This is a genomic window from Clostridium thermobutyricum DSM 4928 (assembly GCF_002050515.1).
GTDB classification, from domain to species: Bacteria; Bacillota; Clostridia; order Clostridiales; family Clostridiaceae; genus Clostridium; species Clostridium thermobutyricum.
This window is the reverse complement of sequence record NZ_LTAY01000055.1, coordinates 1-15,929: the sequence shown is the minus strand read 5'-3', so window position 1 is coordinate 15,929 and position 15,929 is coordinate 1. Positions and strand designations below refer to the sequence as shown.

16 protein-coding genes are annotated in these 15,929 nt (G+C 26.1%); 12 read left to right on the top strand and 4 right to left on the bottom strand.

Going from position 1 to position 15,929, the window contains the following annotated elements:
• Positions 1-125: 125 nt before the first annotated feature.
• A complete protein-coding gene (locus CLTHE_RS10605) occupies positions 126-1,235 on the top strand; it encodes a metallophosphoesterase (protein ID WP_080023381.1) in 1,110 nt (369 codons plus the stop codon).
• Positions 1,236-1,313: 78 nt separating this feature from the next.
• On the top strand, positions 1,314-1,616 hold the full coding sequence (locus CLTHE_RS10600; protein ID WP_080023380.1) for a hypothetical protein: 303 nt from the start codon (positions 1,314-1,316) through the stop codon (positions 1,614-1,616).
• A 148-nt stretch (positions 1,617-1,764) separates the two neighbouring features.
• Here CLTHE_RS10600 and CLTHE_RS10595 read toward each other — a convergent pair whose 3' ends face one another.
• Positions 1,765-2,340 carry a TetR family transcriptional regulator gene (locus CLTHE_RS10595; protein ID WP_158082718.1) on the bottom strand — a complete coding sequence of 192 codons (576 nt, stop codon included), beginning with the start codon at positions 2,338-2,340 and terminating at the stop codon, positions 1,765-1,767.
• A 295-nt stretch (positions 2,341-2,635) separates the two neighbouring features.
• Here CLTHE_RS10595 and CLTHE_RS10590 point away from each other — a divergent pair, with 295 nt between their 5' ends.
• The 5 genes from CLTHE_RS10590 to CLTHE_RS10570 all read left to right on the top strand — a co-directional run bounded on the left by CLTHE_RS10590 (position 2,636) and on the right by CLTHE_RS10570 (position 7,694).
• A complete protein-coding gene (locus CLTHE_RS10590; RefSeq protein WP_080023378.1) occupies positions 2,636-4,330 on the top strand; it encodes a CocE/NonD family hydrolase in 1,695 nt (564 codons plus the stop codon).
• Positions 4,331-4,547: 217 nt separating this feature from the next.
• Entirely contained in the window at positions 4,548-5,081 is a 534-nt protein-coding gene (locus tag CLTHE_RS10585; RefSeq protein ID WP_080023377.1) for a DUF4342 domain-containing protein, read from the top strand.
• Positions 5,082-5,220: 139 nt separating this feature from the next.
• Entirely contained in the window at positions 5,221-5,772 is a 552-nt protein-coding gene (locus CLTHE_RS10580; RefSeq protein ID WP_080023376.1) for a UBA domain-containing protein, read from the top strand.
• The gene (locus CLTHE_RS10575; RefSeq protein ID WP_080023375.1) at positions 5,765-6,451 is read left to right on the top strand and encodes a response regulator transcription factor; all 687 of its coding nucleotides are present in this window, start codon (positions 5,765-5,767) and stop codon (positions 6,449-6,451) included. The genes CLTHE_RS10580 and CLTHE_RS10575 overlap by 8 nt, the downstream gene beginning before the upstream one ends.
• Entirely contained in the window at positions 6,438-7,694 is a 1,257-nt protein-coding gene (locus CLTHE_RS10570) for a sensor histidine kinase (protein ID WP_080023374.1), read from the top strand. The genes CLTHE_RS10575 and CLTHE_RS10570 overlap by 14 nt, the downstream gene beginning before the upstream one ends.
• Positions 7,695-7,787: 93 nt before the next feature.
• Here CLTHE_RS10570 and CLTHE_RS10565 read toward each other — a convergent pair whose 3' ends face one another.
• On the bottom strand, positions 7,788-8,402 hold the full coding sequence (locus CLTHE_RS10565; RefSeq protein ID WP_080023373.1) for a TetR/AcrR family transcriptional regulator: 615 nt from the start codon (positions 8,400-8,402) through the stop codon (positions 7,788-7,790).
• 308 nt (positions 8,403-8,710) lie between these two features.
• Between CLTHE_RS10565 and CLTHE_RS10560 the strand changes: the two genes are divergently transcribed.
• A complete protein-coding gene (locus CLTHE_RS10560; protein WP_080023372.1) occupies positions 8,711-9,355 on the top strand; it encodes a nitroreductase family protein in 645 nt (214 codons plus the stop codon).
• Between the two features lie 169 nt (positions 9,356-9,524).
• Here the strand turns inward: CLTHE_RS10560 and CLTHE_RS10555 are convergent, their stop codons facing one another.
• Positions 9,525-10,049 (bottom strand): hypothetical protein, encoded by a 525-nt coding sequence (locus tag CLTHE_RS10555; protein ID WP_080023371.1) that lies wholly within the window; start codon positions 10,047-10,049, stop codon positions 9,525-9,527.
• Between the two features lie 85 nt (positions 10,050-10,134).
• Between CLTHE_RS10555 and CLTHE_RS16745 the strand changes: the two genes are divergently transcribed.
• The 4 genes from CLTHE_RS16745 to CLTHE_RS10540 all read left to right on the top strand — a co-directional run bounded on the left by CLTHE_RS16745 (position 10,135) and on the right by CLTHE_RS10540 (position 15,054).
• Entirely contained in the window at positions 10,135-10,296 is a 162-nt protein-coding gene (locus CLTHE_RS16745) for a hypothetical protein (RefSeq protein ID WP_158082717.1), read from the top strand.
• 444 nt (positions 10,297-10,740) lie between these two features.
• Complete coding sequence (licT, locus tag CLTHE_RS10550; protein WP_080023370.1) at positions 10,741-11,589, top strand: BglG family transcription antiterminator LicT; 849 nt, start codon at positions 10,741-10,743, stop codon at positions 11,587-11,589.
• Positions 11,590-11,714: 125 nt separating this feature from the next.
• Positions 11,715-13,559, top strand: coding sequence for a beta-glucoside-specific PTS transporter subunit IIABC (locus tag CLTHE_RS10545; RefSeq protein WP_080023369.1), 1,845 nt, complete (start codon positions 11,715-11,717; stop codon positions 13,557-13,559).
• Between the two features lie 25 nt (positions 13,560-13,584).
• Entirely contained in the window at positions 13,585-15,054 is a 1,470-nt protein-coding gene (locus CLTHE_RS10540) for a glycoside hydrolase family 1 protein (RefSeq protein WP_080023368.1), read from the top strand.
• Between the two features lie 162 nt (positions 15,055-15,216).
• Here the strand turns inward: CLTHE_RS10540 and CLTHE_RS10535 are convergent, their stop codons facing one another.
• Positions 15,217-15,393, bottom strand: a complete 177-nt coding sequence (locus CLTHE_RS10535) for a bacteriocin immunity protein (protein WP_242945637.1) — start codon at positions 15,391-15,393, stop codon at positions 15,217-15,219.
• Positions 15,394-15,929: the final 536 nt, after the last annotated feature.

Genomic DNA, 15,929 nt, shown 5'->3' with positions numbered 1-15,929 from the left:
GTAATAATACATCTCTATATAATAAGCATAATATCTAAGTTATTAAAATTAACCACAAACAAAAGAAAAGATGTATAATTTATCATAGAAGAAAAAATAAAATTAAAGAAAGGTTTTGTGTAAAGATGAAAGTAGCACGTAACATTGGAATCATTATAGTAATTATATTATATTCATTAATGAACTTTTATGTGGCAAATACAATTAATAATGATTTGATAAATGCTTTTAGTATAGATATAAAATATATTGTATTTTTAGTATTTGCTATAGGGACAGTACTAGCTCTTTTAACAATGGGATTAATAAATAAAAATGTGGGAGCTTTAGTAGGAAAAATAGGAACTTATTCATTTGGTTTTTCTATAATATCGTTCTTTTTAATTTTGATTACAAATTTATTTGGAGAAATTATATTTTTAGGAAAAATAAATGAAAGTTATTTTAGTTTAGTTCAGTTAATTATAATTTTTGCTGTATTTTTATATGGAAGATATAATGCAAGTAAAATAAAAATTACTAATTACAACATAAAGATAGATAAAAAAAGTAGCTTAAATAATCTTAATCTTGTTTTAATTAGTGATTTACACTTAGGCTATTTTAATGATAACAAGAAATTCAAAAAGAATATAGATAAAATAAATAGCTTAAATCCAGATGCAGTAGTTATTGCTGGAGATGTATTTGATGGAAACTTTAAGGCTGTACAAAATAATGAAGAAACAAGAATACTATTTAATAGCATTAAAAGTAAATATGGAACATTTTTAAACTTTGGAAATCATGATGCAGGAGAAACTTTTAAAGAGATGAAAAGCTTTGTTGAAAGTACAAATATTAATTTACTTGAAGATAACTTAGTTAAAATAGAAGATAAATTAGCTATTGCAGGAAGAAAAGATATGCGTCCAATAGGTTTCCAAGGTGAAGCTAGAAAAAAAGAATGGAATGAAGCTGGAGAATATAAATTACCTATAATAGTATTAGAACATGAACCAGTATTTGATGAGTATAATGGAAAAGCAGATTTAGTTTTATCTGGACATACTCATAAAGGACAAATATTCCCTTTTAACCTAGCAACAAAAATGTACTATAAGAATCATTATGGATACTTAAAGTTTGAATCAGGATTACAAACTATAGTAACTTCAGGTTTAGGAACATGGGGACCTCCTATTAGAATAGGTTCAAGAAATGAAATTGCTAAGATTAATATTACATTTAAATAAAAATTTGATATAGTTAATAAAGAAAAAGCAATAATTAATATAGAAATTAAATTTATATAAAATTAAGAAGGTGAAATAATGGGAGCATTAGAAAAGAAATTACAAGAAGAGATTATAAAAAATTGCAATATAGCAGAAAAAGAATATGAGTGTAAAATGACTCGTTTTCTTTTAAATATAGAAAAGTTTGGAGTAGTTAGAACTATTCAAGAAATATTAAGAAAAGGAAGAACTTCAGATTGCTTTGATAAGCTTGTTAAAGCTAAACGTATTGATTTAACAATGGAAGCAGTTATAGTTAAACCTAAATATGCAGAACTATTTACTGATGATGAAGTAAATAGCTGCTATGATTTATTATGTGAATATGGATATTATTAAAAAAATCGGTTTTAATGCCGATTTTTTTTATAAAATTTTTTATAATATATTTTAAAAATGAGATAACTAAGAATTATAAAAAATATTTATTGATCAATATTTCTATTTTGAATAATTTTAGTATAATAAATCTAAATTTAATCAATAGCTATAAACTATTATTACTAAAAAAAGTATTGTGGAAGTTTTGTAGTCTTTGTGTTACTTCTTGAACTGTATAAACTTTATTACTTTCCAAAATAAATTTAAGTGTTGCTAATATAATTGCAGCACAAATATATGATTCATATTCAATATCACGATTTTTCTTATTGTCATCTTCTATAAGATTGATATAACTATATTTTATAATTTCTTGCATATCATCATATACATGAATTTTTTCTGTTCTAATTTTCCATAATCCTAAAATAGTCATCTTTTGAGCATAAAGTTCTTCAAGTAATTCATCTTTAAGATTTAATATGTCTTTAAGCTCTGTTCTATTTATGAATATAGGATCAACTAAGGATTTAAATTTATCTAAAAAATCCTGAGATATTATTTCTGCCAAATTATATTTATCAGTGTAATACTTATAAAAAGTTGAACGATTAATCAAAGTCCTATCCAATATATCTTTAACAGTTATAGAGTTGAAGTCTTTTTCATTTAATAGTTGAATAAATGAACTTTTTATATTATTAATTGTCTTAATTACTCTTAAATCATTTTTAAGTTCCATAAAGCACCTCATAAATTATTATATTTACGTATATATTATATCTGAAATAAATAATCTGACATAGTATATGAATAAACTTATATAATATTTTGTAATTTATATACATAAGCAACATTTTACTTGATTTTGTTGTTTATCAAACACTTTATTAAATATTTGATGGTTGTTTTTGAGTGTTAATGAGAGTATATTTCAATTAATGACAAGCAAAACAATAAAAATTTCTTTAAAGAAATATAATTTTTAACTTAAAAAATATTAAATAATACGGAAAATTAAAAGGAGAACAAAAGATATGAATAAATTTTTAGGAAATCCAACTTTAACACCAACAAAATTTGACGAACCAAAGCAAGGAATTAATAACATAGTTGTAAACACAATATATTATGGATATCAAGAAATGATTATGGAAAAAGATGTACCTGTTAAAATGAGTGATGGAGTTACACTTTATGTAAATGTATTTAGACCAAATAAGCCAGGAAAATTTCCAGTTGTGATGTCTGCTGATGCTTATGGAGAAGATTCATTTTCACATTTGAAGGCAATACGTCATACTTGGCCTACTTTAGGAGCTTTTGAACATTCAGATTTTACTACATTGGAATCTCCAGATCCAGGATTTTGGGTTCCAAATGATTATGTATTAGTTAAAGTAGCTGTAAGAGGTAGTACAACTTCTGAGGGAGATCTTCATCCATGGACAATGTCAGAGGCAAAAGATTATTATGAAGTTGTAGAATGGGCAGGAGTTCAAGAGTGGAGTAATGGAAATGTAGGGACAAATGGAGTATCATATCTTGCTGTTACTCAATGGATGATGGCATCATTAAATCCACCTCACTTAAAAGCAATGATTCCATGGGAAGGGTTAAATGATGTTTATCGTGAGATTGCATTCCACGGTGGAATACCAAACACAGGATTTTATAAGTCCTGGGCTGATAGTGTTGTAGAAAGATGGCCAGATACAAAAGTAGATGATATGATGAAAATTCAAAAAGATCATCCACTATTTGATGAATATTGGGAGAAAAATAAACCTGATTTAACTAAGATAAAAACTCCAATGCTTGTTTGTGCTAGTTGGTCTACTATAGGGCTACACAGTAGAGGAACTTTTGAAGGATTTAAACAAGCATCAACTGAAGATAAGTGGCTATTGATTCATGGTCGTAAAGAGTGGGAAATGTACTATAGAAGAGAATCACTAGAACTTCAAAAAGCATTCTTTGATTATTTTCTAAAAGGTATAGAAAATGATTGGAGAGAAAATCCAAGAGTTCGTTATGAATTAAGAGATAAGTTCTTCCAAGGTCAAGATAAAATAGCAAATGGATGGCCAATAGAAGGTACTAAATATACAGAGCTTTATTTAAATGGTAGAGATATGACACTTCAACTATCACCAGTTAAAGAAGAATCTGTTGTGTCATACAATGCAGATTCAAGCAATACAGAAACTAATGAAGTAAGATTTAAAATACAATTTAATGAAGATACAGAGATTACTGGTAATATGAAACTTAAACTTTGGGTTAGTGCAGAGGGGGCTGATGATATGGATCTATTTGTAGGAATAAAAAAATATGATAAACGTGGTAATGAAGTGTATTTACCAGACTTTAATCATATTGAGAATGGTCAAGTAACTAGTGGATGGCTAAGAGTTTCACATCGTGAATTAGATGAGGAAAAATCTACTCCAGCACAACCATGGTTAAAGCACAAAAACCTATTAAAATTATCAAAAGATGAGATAGTTCCAGTAGAAATAGAATTATGGCCTTCAGGTACATTATTTAAGTTAGGAGAATCTTTAGAGGTTGTTGTTAAAGGTAGTGAAATAATTACTGAAGACTCATCAATTTATCGTGTACAACGTTACAAGTATGAAGACACTGTAAATAAAGGAACTCATAAATTCTACTTAGGTGGAAAATATGACTCTCATTTATTAGTACCAGTTATCCCTAAAAGAGATTAGATTTATAAGAATAAATAATCCCTAAAAAGTTATTTAAAGAGTAGTAGTAATAAAACCTATAAAATCAATTTATTTGGATTTTATAGGTTTTAATTTTATATCAAACACATAACTTTTTTAATCTAATTTTAATCTTTCTTATATTTTAGATTAATTTTGAAAAAGTATTATATAACCATGATGAATGAAAAAAAGCATTTATGGAGGTAATATAATAATGGATAATAAAGAAAAAATTGAAGCATTAATGAAAAAAGTAAATATAAGTTATGAAGAAGCAGAAAAAGTATTAGAAGAATGTAATTGGGATGTTTTAGATGCAATTATTAGTTTAGAGAGAAAAGGAAAAGTAGAGAATAATGATACCACTACTATAGTTAAGTTAGATGATAATAAGGAGAAGAATGAAGAAAAGAAAAAGGAAGAAGAAAAATTTGGAGGCATAGGAGAAATTGTTGGTAGAGTATTTAAGTTTCTAGGTAAAGTTCTTAAAAAGGGAAATGAAAATCACTTTGAAGTTAGAAAACATGATGAAAAGCCAATTAGGATATCTCTAACAATATCAGTGTTATTATTAGTATTCTTAACTATACCAAGTGTAGTTTTATTAGTAATAGGATTATTCTGCGGATATAAATATTCACTTTCAGGACCTAAAATTAATTATGATGGAGTAAATAGTGTTTTTGATGAAGTAGCAAAATCAGCTGACTCTGTTAAAAAAGATTTTAAACAAGGTTATGAAGGATAAAATATAGATTAAAAGAGGTCTTTAAGCGTTTAAGACCTCTTTATTTATTTATTTATTTAGAAATTTTTAAGTAGATGTTATAATTTAATAATTAAGGAAAGAATCAAAGTTATAGCGTTATAGGTATGGAGGAATATTTGTGGAGAATATTAAATTAATAGACAAGTTAAAAGATAAAGCAAATGTAAGCTATGAAACAGCTCGAAGTGCTTTGGAAAACAATAATTGGGACATACTAGATGCTATGTTGCATTTAGAAGAAAAAGGGTTTGTTAATAAGCCACCTATTAGTGTGTTTTATACTAATGAAAATATAAATAGAGAAGAATCTAATGATTTTTATGAAGAAGAGAAGGAGAATTACTCTAAAGGAAGAAATGACTTTGTAGGGATATTTGAAGCTGTATGTAAATTTATAGATACCTGTAATAATATATTTTTTGAAATAAAGAGAGATAACAGAATTTTATTAAAGATTCCTATTACAGTGTTAGTTGTACTTTTATTTTTTATATTTTGGATAATAATTCCTTTAGTAGTTGTTGGTTTTTTCTTTGATTTTGAGTTTTCAATATCTTCTAAAAGTATTAGTAAGAATAAATTAAATAAAATTAATAAAATTTTTTATGAAATAACTAAAAATGTTAAATTGATAAAAGAAAAATTTAAAAAGGAGCTTAAGAATGATTAAGATTTTAATTGTTGAAGATGAAGAAAAAATAGCTAGATTTCTAGAGTTAGAATTAATGCATGAAGGCTATGAAATAATGAAAGCTAATAATGGAAGAATTGGACTTGAAATTGCAGAAAAAGAAGAAGCGGATTTAGTTATTCTTGATGTAATGCTTCCAGAACTTAATGGGCTTGAAGTATTAAGAAGACTTAGAAAATCTTCTGATATTCCTGTAATAATGCTTACTGCAAGAGATGCTGTTATGGATAAAGTATCAGGGCTTGATGCAGGAGCAGATGATTATATAACAAAACCTTTTGCAATAGAAGAATTACTTGCAAGAATAAGAACAGCTCTTAAAAAGAGAGTAATTACGCCTAAAAAAGAAACAGATATATTAAAGTGTGGCTTATTATCTTTAGATAAATTAAGACATAAAGTAATGTATGATAATACAGAAATTGAATTAACTAATAGAGAATTTGTTTTGCTTCAAATATTATTAGAAAATAAAAATATAGTATTAACTAGAGATATGCTTATGGAAAAAGTATGTGGCTATAATTATGTAGGTGAAACAAATGTAATAGATGTTTATGTAAGATATTTAAGAACTAAAATTGATAATATTTTTGGGATTAAAATAATAACTACAGTTCGTGGTGTAGGGTATGTAATTAAAGATGAAGAAAAATAAAAAAACAAAAAATGTTACATCTATTGCAATAAAGCTTAATTCTATGTATGTTAGGAATTTATTTTTTAAATTTATATTTTTAAATATATGCTTAATAGCAATTTTAACAGTAGTTTGGTGTATTCAAAGTGAAAAAGACTTTTATGGAAGTCTAGTAGCAAATGCAAAAAGGTCTTTTGATTTTTATCCAATACAAACAGCTCATTATACAGTTGTTTGGGAAAATGGAAGGACTATGGTTAAAGATGCAAGTACATTTTTATATAATCTTAAAACAACAATTATAGCAGTAAGCATAATTGAAATAGTATTTTTATTAAAACAAATATTATTTGGAACATCAAAGACTAGAAAAGTTTTAAAACCACTTAATGAAATAGTAGAAAGGGCGAATAAACTTAGTGAAATAGATTTTAATGAAGAAAAATTTCAAAGTCTTGAAGAAGCTATTTCTAAAATTAATACTGTAACATCTAATGAAAGAATATATGTTGGAGATAGTGAGCTTAAAGGTTTAGAAGATGCAATTAATAATCTTTTAGATAGAATGAGAGATGCTTATAGACAGCAAGCAAGATTTGTTTCAGATGCTTCACATGAACTTAGAACTCCTATTTCAGTAATTCAAGGTTATGCAAATATGTTAGATCGTTGGGGAAAAAATGATGAAAGTATATTAGAAGAATCTATTACAGCAATAAAAAGCGAATCAGAAAATATGAAAAATCTAGTTGAGCAATTATTATTTTTAGCCAGAGGAATAAATGGAAAAACTCAGCTTACCATTACAAAATTTTCTCTTAATGATATGATAAATGAAGTTTTAGAAGAATCTAAAATGATAGATAAAAATCATATATATACTTATATTAATTCAGAAAACATAGACATTAATGGAGATATTGGTTTGCTTAAACAAACAGCTAGAATATTAGTTGAAAATGCAGCGAAATATACAGATGATGGAGAAGAAATAATTCTTAAGGTAGGTAAAAATAATAAAGGAGAACCCTATTTTTCTATACAAGATAATGGAATAGGAATGGATACAAATGATGTTCCTCATATATTTGAACGTTTCTTTAGAGCAGATACAGCAAGAGTTAGAAAAGATGGAGGAACAGGACTAGGACTTTCTATAGCTAAATGGATTATTGATAATCATAAAGGTTATTTTGGAGTTCTAAGTAGAAAAGAAATAGGAACAAGAATAACAGTATTTTTACCACAAGATATAACATAAATCAAAAAACTATATATAATTAAACTAGCAAATTTGCTAGTTTAATTTTTTTATTTTTAGAATCAAAACTTAAAAGTTAATTTATTAAATATTCTATAAGTTTTTATGTATGCCCATAGATTTTAATGGACCGAGTAACGACATTCTAACAAGTATTAATGCTATTTCATCAGGGGATTCTTTCATGTTTTCTTCAAGCCAATGTTTAATTACACCTAAGTCTGCTGAAAGTATGTATTGTATGAAGTATTCTTCTGAAACTAGTGCATCATTTATGCTAAAATTTTTAGATTTTTGTTTATCAAACAAATTAGTTTTAATAAATTTTTTTATTTTACTTTCAAACGTAGGGTCACCTTTAGGGCCTAAAATAGATTTAATAATTACTGAATTTTCTTTAAAATATTCAAAAAGTTTTACCATAAAAGGAAGGGGCTCATTTAAGGTATCTATGTTTAGTATATTTATTGAATTAATATGATTAGTTTTATCTTCAATTTCCTGTATAATTTCATTTTCAACCTTCTCTAATAAATCATATTTATCAATATAGTGAAGATAGAAAGTCCCTCTATTTATATCAGCCATTTGAGTTAAATCAGTAACTGACATATTGTTAAATCCCTTCTCATTTATTAATTCTGCTAAAGCAGACCTAATCATCTTTTTAGTACGTATTGTTCTTCTGTCAATAGATACTTTTTCCATAAATTATCACCAACTCTATATAAATTTTTAAAACTTTAATCAACAATTTTTTTATAAATGTTTATTAGTTGACAATATGAATATTATTGTTTATTGCATAGAGCAATATAAATATTATAATATTTATATAAGTTATTAATCAACAATGTGTTCATAAAAATAAAGCTTTAAATTTTGTGGAGAATAAGTGATTAAAGGCAAATTTGTTTAAAAATAATTTTATAAAGTACTTAAAATAAAATCTAAAAATTTTGTTTTTAATAATAAAGTTAATAGTTTTTTAGAGAAATTGATAAGGGATGATAGAAGTGAATAATTTAAATAAAAACAATGTTAATGAAGTTTTAGACACTTTATTAAGAACTAGAAGATCAGTAAGAGGTTTTACAAAAGAGGTGCCTTCAAAAGAAAGTGTTGAAGAGGTAATTGAAGCTGGAAGACTTGCACCTTATGCAATACTTGCAGTAGCAAAACAAACAGATTTTAGACGTTTCTTTGTTATTTCAAATAACAGTTTACAAATGGACAAAATAAAGACTATTATTAATGATGTTATAAAAACTCAAATATCAATCTGTGAGAAAGAAGTAGAGAAGAATATTTCTCTAAAATCTTTTATTACTTCTTTAAAGATGCAAGTTGAAAAAGGAATACTTGGTATAGGAACTTCACCTTATCTTATTATTGTAGGTGAACGCCGTGGAACACCACCTATAGAGCAAAAGGCTTTATCTCATGTAATGCAGAATATGTGGCTTAAAGCAACTGCTTTAGGATTAGGTTTTGAACTTGTTAGTGTAATAGGAAGATTAGGTGATAATAAAGATTTTTGTGATATTTTAGGAGTGCCTACAGGAGAATTTGGATTTGATGCTTGTGCGATTGGCTTCCCAACAAAAATTGTAAATAGAGAAAGCAGAGCTATTCCTGAATTATCGATAAAGTGGATATAATAATTTTTGGAATTTCAATTTAAATGAATTATATTGGAATTTATAAAGGAAAAATAATTTTGCTATGAAATATTAAGAGCGTAAATTAAAGTTAATAAATATAAAAGAAAGTCAGTATTTTATCTGACTTTCTTTGTTTTTTATTATTTAAATTTGTTAATACTCAATATTAATTTATATACTGAATACTACATAATACTCCATAATTTGGTTGATGGTTAGTACTTTTATACATAATGTTATACTTAGTACCATCAGTTTTTAATAAGTCTAATACCATTACAGGACAATTTAGAGTTAAAGTATCTTCATTAGTATGGATAATAACCTGCATAGTATCTACATTAATTTCATCAATACTTGTACAAAGTGTTGTAGTTAAAGTATTATTTAGATTTATTATAAAATTTATTTGAAGAATAAATAAAATAATAAAAATCATACAAAAAAGTTTATTAGATTTAATAGTCTTTTCTACAAAACTTTTTCTAATCAAATACAATGTCCATATGAATGTAATACTGATAAATAGTAATGGAGTTATAGACAAAATTTCATGAACATTATAAGAAAATATTGGATATAAACCATATGTAGACATATTTAAATCATAAATATAAATAATCCACCAAGTAATACCTAAAATTAAAAGTAAAATATTTAAAACAAATGTATTTTTAAAAAAATTTTTCATATAAGAGACTCCTTTTAAATCTATAACAAAAGCAATTAACAATATATCAATATAATAACATATATTTCCAAATGATGCTGATTATTTGTTAAAACACGTAAAAGGGGATGGTTATGAAAAAAATTTTTTATCAATTAGAAATAAACATACATCTATAGATAATAACAATAAAAATATTTATGGAATTTCAGTATTTAATGTTTATAGTGATGGACAAATAGAATCACTTTATATTAGCAGCAGATAGAAGAAAATTATGATATATAGGGCATTTTATAAAATAAAATCAAATAGTAAATTTATAACTATATATGAAATAATGGTTTTTATTTTGCTAAAATATCTTAAATTACATAGAGTTTAAAAAATTTAATATTCTAATTTCTTTTATTAAAAAATATAATAATTTAGAGGTTAAAATTATTAAAAATTTTCTTTGTAATATATTTTATAGGACATACTATTTAAGGTATCTTAAATAGCAAGTATTTAAGATAGTTTTTGAAAAGTAGAAAAATGTATAAATTTGAAATATTTGTTGACAAAGGTATATTATATGATATAATTTAACTAGAATTTAGGATGGTAATTGTTAACTCAAGCTAGACCTATTTGCAGATTTTTGAAAGTTTTTTTTTGCTTTTATAAGTGTGCAAATAGGATTTTTTTTTTGGTAAGAGAGGGTGTTGAAGTGGTTATTGATCGTATTTTAAATAATAACGTTGTTATTATTAAAGATAAAAAAGGAATTGAAAAAGTTGTTTGTGGTAAAGGGATTGCTTTTAAGAAAAAAGCTGGTGAAAAAATTGATGAAAAAGAAGTTAATAAAGTCTTTGTTCTTCAAGATCAAACACAAAATAAACGTTTTCAAGAACTTGTTTTTGAAATACCTTTAGAATATTTACAAGCAGTTGATGAAATTATAGAAATGTTTAAGTTAGAACTTGGAAAAAAACTTAATGATACTATATATATCTCTTTAAGTGATCATATTTATACTGCTATTAAAAGATTCTTAGAAGGAATAACTATCACAAATTCAATGTTATGGGATATTAAACGATTCTATGAATTAGAATTTGGTTTGGCTCTTAAAGCCTTAAATATTATTAAACAACGTTTTCAGGTTGAATTACCTGAAGATGAAGCAGCATTTATTGCTTTACACATTGTAAATGCTGAAATGGATGAAAGTAATATCAAACAGACATTAGAAGTAACAAAAATAATGCAAGAGATTTCTAATATCGTAAAGTATTATTTTTCAGTTGAATTTGATATAGATTCTGTTTATTATTATCGTTACATTACACATTTAAAATTCTTTGCTCAAAGACTTGTTTTTAATAAAACTTTTAAAGATTCAAGTGATGATGGGTTATTAGAAGTTGTGAAAATGAAGTATCAGACTTCATATAAATGTGTAGAAAGAATTACTGAGTTTATATTACGCAAATATAAATATGAATTATCTAATGAAGAAAAACTTTATTTAACGATTCATATTGAACGCGTTATATATAAAAATCAAAACAAGTGATAAAAGTGCGCACAATCATTGTTTTGTAAAGATAGATATATAATAGTTTTGTAAAAATGGATGGTAACATTAAGTTGGCTAAACCTTCAAAATGAGTTTTAATTACTTAGAATGGAGGAAAAATAATGGGTAAATACACAAAACTAGCATCTAATATTATTGAAAATATTGGAGGAAAAGAGAATGTAGAGAGCTTAACACATTGTGTAACGAGGTTAAGATTTAAATTGATTGATGAATCAAAGGCTAATGATGATGTGTTAAAGAATATGGATGGTGTTGTAACTGTTGTTAAATCAATAGGACAATATATGGTTGTTATTGGAGAACATGTTGGAGAGGTCTTTGATGAAGTATGTAAGCAATTAGGATTGGATAATCAAGTTGCTGTCAATAAAGACGCAAAACAAAAAAAGAGTCTTATTAATAGAGTATTAAATGTAATTATGGGTGGTATGGGACCAGTACTTAATTTACTTTGTGCTTGTGGGATTATTAAAGGGTTAACTGTTTTATTGGCTTTTGCTGGGTTAAGCCCTGAATCAAGTATTTATATGCTATTTAATGCAGCAGGAGATTGTTTCTTTTATTTTCTACCTTTAATGTTAGGTTATAATTTAGCTAAGAAATTTGAAATAGATCCTTTCTTTGGGATGATTTTAGCAGGAGCTATGTGTTATCCTACTATTCAAAATGTTGAACTAAATATTTTTGGGTATGTTGTTAAAGCAAGTTATACTTCATCATTTATGCCAATTTTATTTGGATTGCTTTTTGCTGCACCATTATATAAGCTAATTGATAAATATATGCCTAAAACTATTAAAGGATTTATGACACCATTATTAACTTTGGTAATTTCATTTCCTTTAACTTTCGTAATTATTGGGCCTTTTGCTAATTTAATTGGGACAGGGTTAAATATGGCTCTAACTTCAATTTGTAGTTTCTCACCATTACTTGCAGGAGTATTATTAGGTGGTTTATGGCAGGTATTTGTAATGTTTGGAGTACATGGGGTTTTAACAGTGTTTGCATTTATGGATTTAATCGCAGGTAATCCAAGTCAGATGCTTGCATTCTCTTATGGAGCATGCTTTGCAACTTGTGGTACAGTTTTAGCAGTATTTTTAAGAACAAAAGATGAAAAATTAAAATCAGTTGCTTTACCATCATTTATATCTTCAATATTTGGAGTAACTGAACCAGCAACATATGGTGTAACTTTACCTCGTAAAAAGATGTTTGTAATTAACTGTATTGGTGGAGCAGTAGGTGGTATTATTGTTGCATTAAGTGGATTAAAAATGTATTCATATGCTGGTATGGGTGTAATCGGTTTATTAGGATTTATTGATCCAGTAAAACCTAATTTTATAGCTATTTCTATTATGACTATTGCTCCATTTATTGCATCATTAATATTGGGATTATTCTCTTATAAAGATTCTGACTATGATTATTTAGAGAATAATAATTCTTCTTCTTTAAAAAAAGAAGAACAAATATCAACAAAACAAGAAGTATTTCTTATGCCAGTTGCTGGGAAAGTACAAGCTTTATCTGCTTCTAAAGATGATGCTTTTGCAAGTGGAGCATTAGGAAAAGGATGTTTATTAATTCCGGATGATGGAAAAGTATATTCTCCATGTAATGGAATAGTAAGAACATTATTTCCTACAAAACATGCTATTGGTATTGTAAGTGAAGATGGTTGTGAAATTTTAATCCATATTGGTATAAATACTGTTTCTTTAGAAGGAAAATATTTTAAAAACCACATTTCTCAAGGAGACAAAGTAAAAGCTGGACAATTACTTGTAACATTTGAAAAAGATAAAATTGAAGAAGCAGGATATGATTGTGAAATTCCAATGATGGTTACAAATAGTTTTGATTATTTAGATGTTGTTGAATTAGATCATGAACATCATGGCCATGGTGATTCAATTTTAAAAGTTTTAAGATAATAAAGAGGTAAGTAGGAGGTATATTATGAGTTTTCCAAAAGGATTTTATTGGGGAGGAGCTACAGCTGCTAACCAATGTGAAGGTGGATATGGTTTAGATGGTAAAGGTAAAATAGGTTCTGATTTTTTGTTAGCTGGAAGTGCAAAAAGTCCACGTCTTATCACATATATAGATAAAGAAGGGAATAAAGGAAAGATTTCTGGATTTCAGCCTTTCCCTAAAATGGCTAAAAGAGCTATTTTTGAAGATGAGTATTATCCTAATCATAAAGCTATTGATTTTTATCATCATTATAAAGAAGATATTGCATTATTTGCTGAAATGGGATTTAAAATGTATCGTATGTCAATGTCATGGAGCAGAATTTTTCCAAATGGTATTGAAAAAGAACCAAATGAACAAGGGTTAAAATTTTATGAGAACGTTTTTAAGGAATGTAAAAAGTATGGTATTGAACCTTTAGTAACATTATGTCATTATGATACACCTATTTATCTTGAAGAAGATTGTGGTGGGTGGACAAACCATGATTTAATTGATTATTTTGAACGTTATGCAGAAACAGTTTTTAAGCGTTATAAGGGCTTAGTAAAATATTGGTTAACATTTAATGAAATAAATAGTTTATTAATGTATTTTGATTTCTTTAAAGGAATGACTGCTGATGATAAGAAAGAAACTTATTTAAAATTACATCATCAGATGGTTGCTAGTGCTAGAGTTGTAAAACTTGCTCACCAAATTGATACAAATTATCAAGTTGGTTGTATGCTTGCTACAACTGTCAATTATCCATTAACATGTGATCCAAAAGATGTATTAGCTTGTCAGCGTAAATGGCAAGATTACTTTTTCTATAGTGGAGATGTTATGGTAAGAGGATACTATCCTTCATTTGCAAAAAGTACAAGAGCAAGAAATGGTGTAGAACTTGAATTCTCTCAGTCAGATCTTGATGAATTAAAAGAAGGTGTAGTAGACTTTATTAGCTTTTCTTACTATTCAACAAGTTGTGTGACAACTCATGAAGATGTTGAAATGGATGGAGCTGGAAATATTGTTCTTGGTGCAAAGAATAAATATTTGAAATATAGTGATTGGGGATGGTCTTTAGATCCTGATGGATTAAGATATTTATTAAATGTTATTTATGATCGTTATCAAAAACCTTTAATGATTGTAGAAAATGGCTTGGGAGCTATAGATAAAAAGGAAGAAGATGGATCTATTCATGACCCATATCGTATAGATTATTTAAGAGAACACATTAAAGCAATGGAAGAAGCTATTGATGATGGAGTTGATTTAAGAGCATATACACCATGGGGTTGTATTGATTTAATTAGTGCATCTACTGGTGAAATGAGTAAACGCTATGGCTTTATTTATGTTGATTTAGATGATGAAGGTAATGGAACTTATAAGAGATATAAGAAGGATTCATTCTATTGGTATAAAAAAGTTATTGCATCAAATGGAGAAGATTTAGATTAATTAGTTAAAACGTAGATTGATATACATTTTAAAAATAATAAAAGCTAGAGAAAATAAATTCTCTAGCTTTTTTTGTTTAAGTTAAAATAGATTTATCTCCATAATCAGAACCATATGTTCAATTTAAACCCGCACTCTTACCGATTTCACTTAATTTTCTTATCATTTCTTCTTCATCTTGTGAAAATGAAGTTTTTCTGTATAAGAAATAAAATATATATAATTAACTAATCTATTTATTAGAGGAACATTATCATTATAAGATAAATCAAGCCTTATATAGGATTTTAATATAACCTCTTTAATATCATCAAATCCGTGTCTATTTGAGTTTGATATACTATTATATAGGGAATGTATTATATTTTTTGAATTGCTTATAATAGATACCTAACGTTTCATTTATATTTATTTTAAAGAAACCAATTTGATATTGACATGAATCCTTTATATTTATTACCACCAATTGATAGATAATTATTTAAACTTAAAATTGACTTAGGTACTTTAAACTTATTTTTTATTATATATTCAGAGAGAAAATTTGTGAGTTGAGCACAAGTTAAATTGTATTCTGAACCTTTTTAAATTTTATCTTTATATTCAGTTAAAATTTTAGTTAAGTTTTTATCTTATTTAACTTCAAAATCATTTAATGACTTTTCTAATTCACTTATTAATTCGTAGTATTTTTTATTTAGCTTTTTCATAATTGATACTTTAAAGATAATGAGGCTATATATCATATTTAAGATAATAATACATTATTTTATAAACTGCCCCTTTTTAAATTTTGTTTTTTGAATTTTCAGATAAATAAAAATTTAATAAGGTATTTTATTTATAGTCTAAGAGTAACCCTAATAATATTATTA

Coding starts and splice junctions, on each gene's coding strand:
- CLTHE_RS10605 (WP_080023381.1), top strand. CDS start 126: ATGAAAGTAGCACGTAACATTGGAATCATTATAGTAATTATATTATAT.
- CLTHE_RS10600 (WP_080023380.1), top strand. CDS start 1,314: ATGGGAGCATTAGAAAAGAAATTACAAGAAGAGATTATAAAAAATTGC.
- CLTHE_RS10595 (WP_158082718.1), bottom strand. CDS start 2,340: ATGGAACTTAAAAATGATTTAAGAGTAATTAAGACAATTAATAATATA.
- CLTHE_RS10590 (WP_080023378.1), top strand. CDS start 2,636: ATGAATAAATTTTTAGGAAATCCAACTTTAACACCAACAAAATTTGAC.
- CLTHE_RS10585 (WP_080023377.1), top strand. CDS start 4,548: ATGGATAATAAAGAAAAAATTGAAGCATTAATGAAAAAAGTAAATATA.
- CLTHE_RS10575 (WP_080023375.1), top strand. CDS start 5,765: ATGATTAAGATTTTAATTGTTGAAGATGAAGAAAAAATAGCTAGATTT.
- CLTHE_RS10570 (WP_080023374.1), top strand. CDS start 6,438: ATGAAGAAAAATAAAAAAACAAAAAATGTTACATCTATTGCAATAAAG.
- CLTHE_RS10565 (WP_080023373.1), bottom strand. CDS start 8,402: ATGGAAAAAGTATCTATTGACAGAAGAACAATACGTACTAAAAAGATG.
- CLTHE_RS10555 (WP_080023371.1), bottom strand. CDS start 10,049: ATGAAAAATTTTTTTAAAAATACATTTGTTTTAAATATTTTACTTTTA.
- CLTHE_RS10545 (WP_080023369.1), top strand. CDS start 11,715: ATGGGTAAATACACAAAACTAGCATCTAATATTATTGAAAATATTGGA.
- CLTHE_RS10540 (WP_080023368.1), top strand. CDS start 13,585: ATGAGTTTTCCAAAAGGATTTTATTGGGGAGGAGCTACAGCTGCTAAC.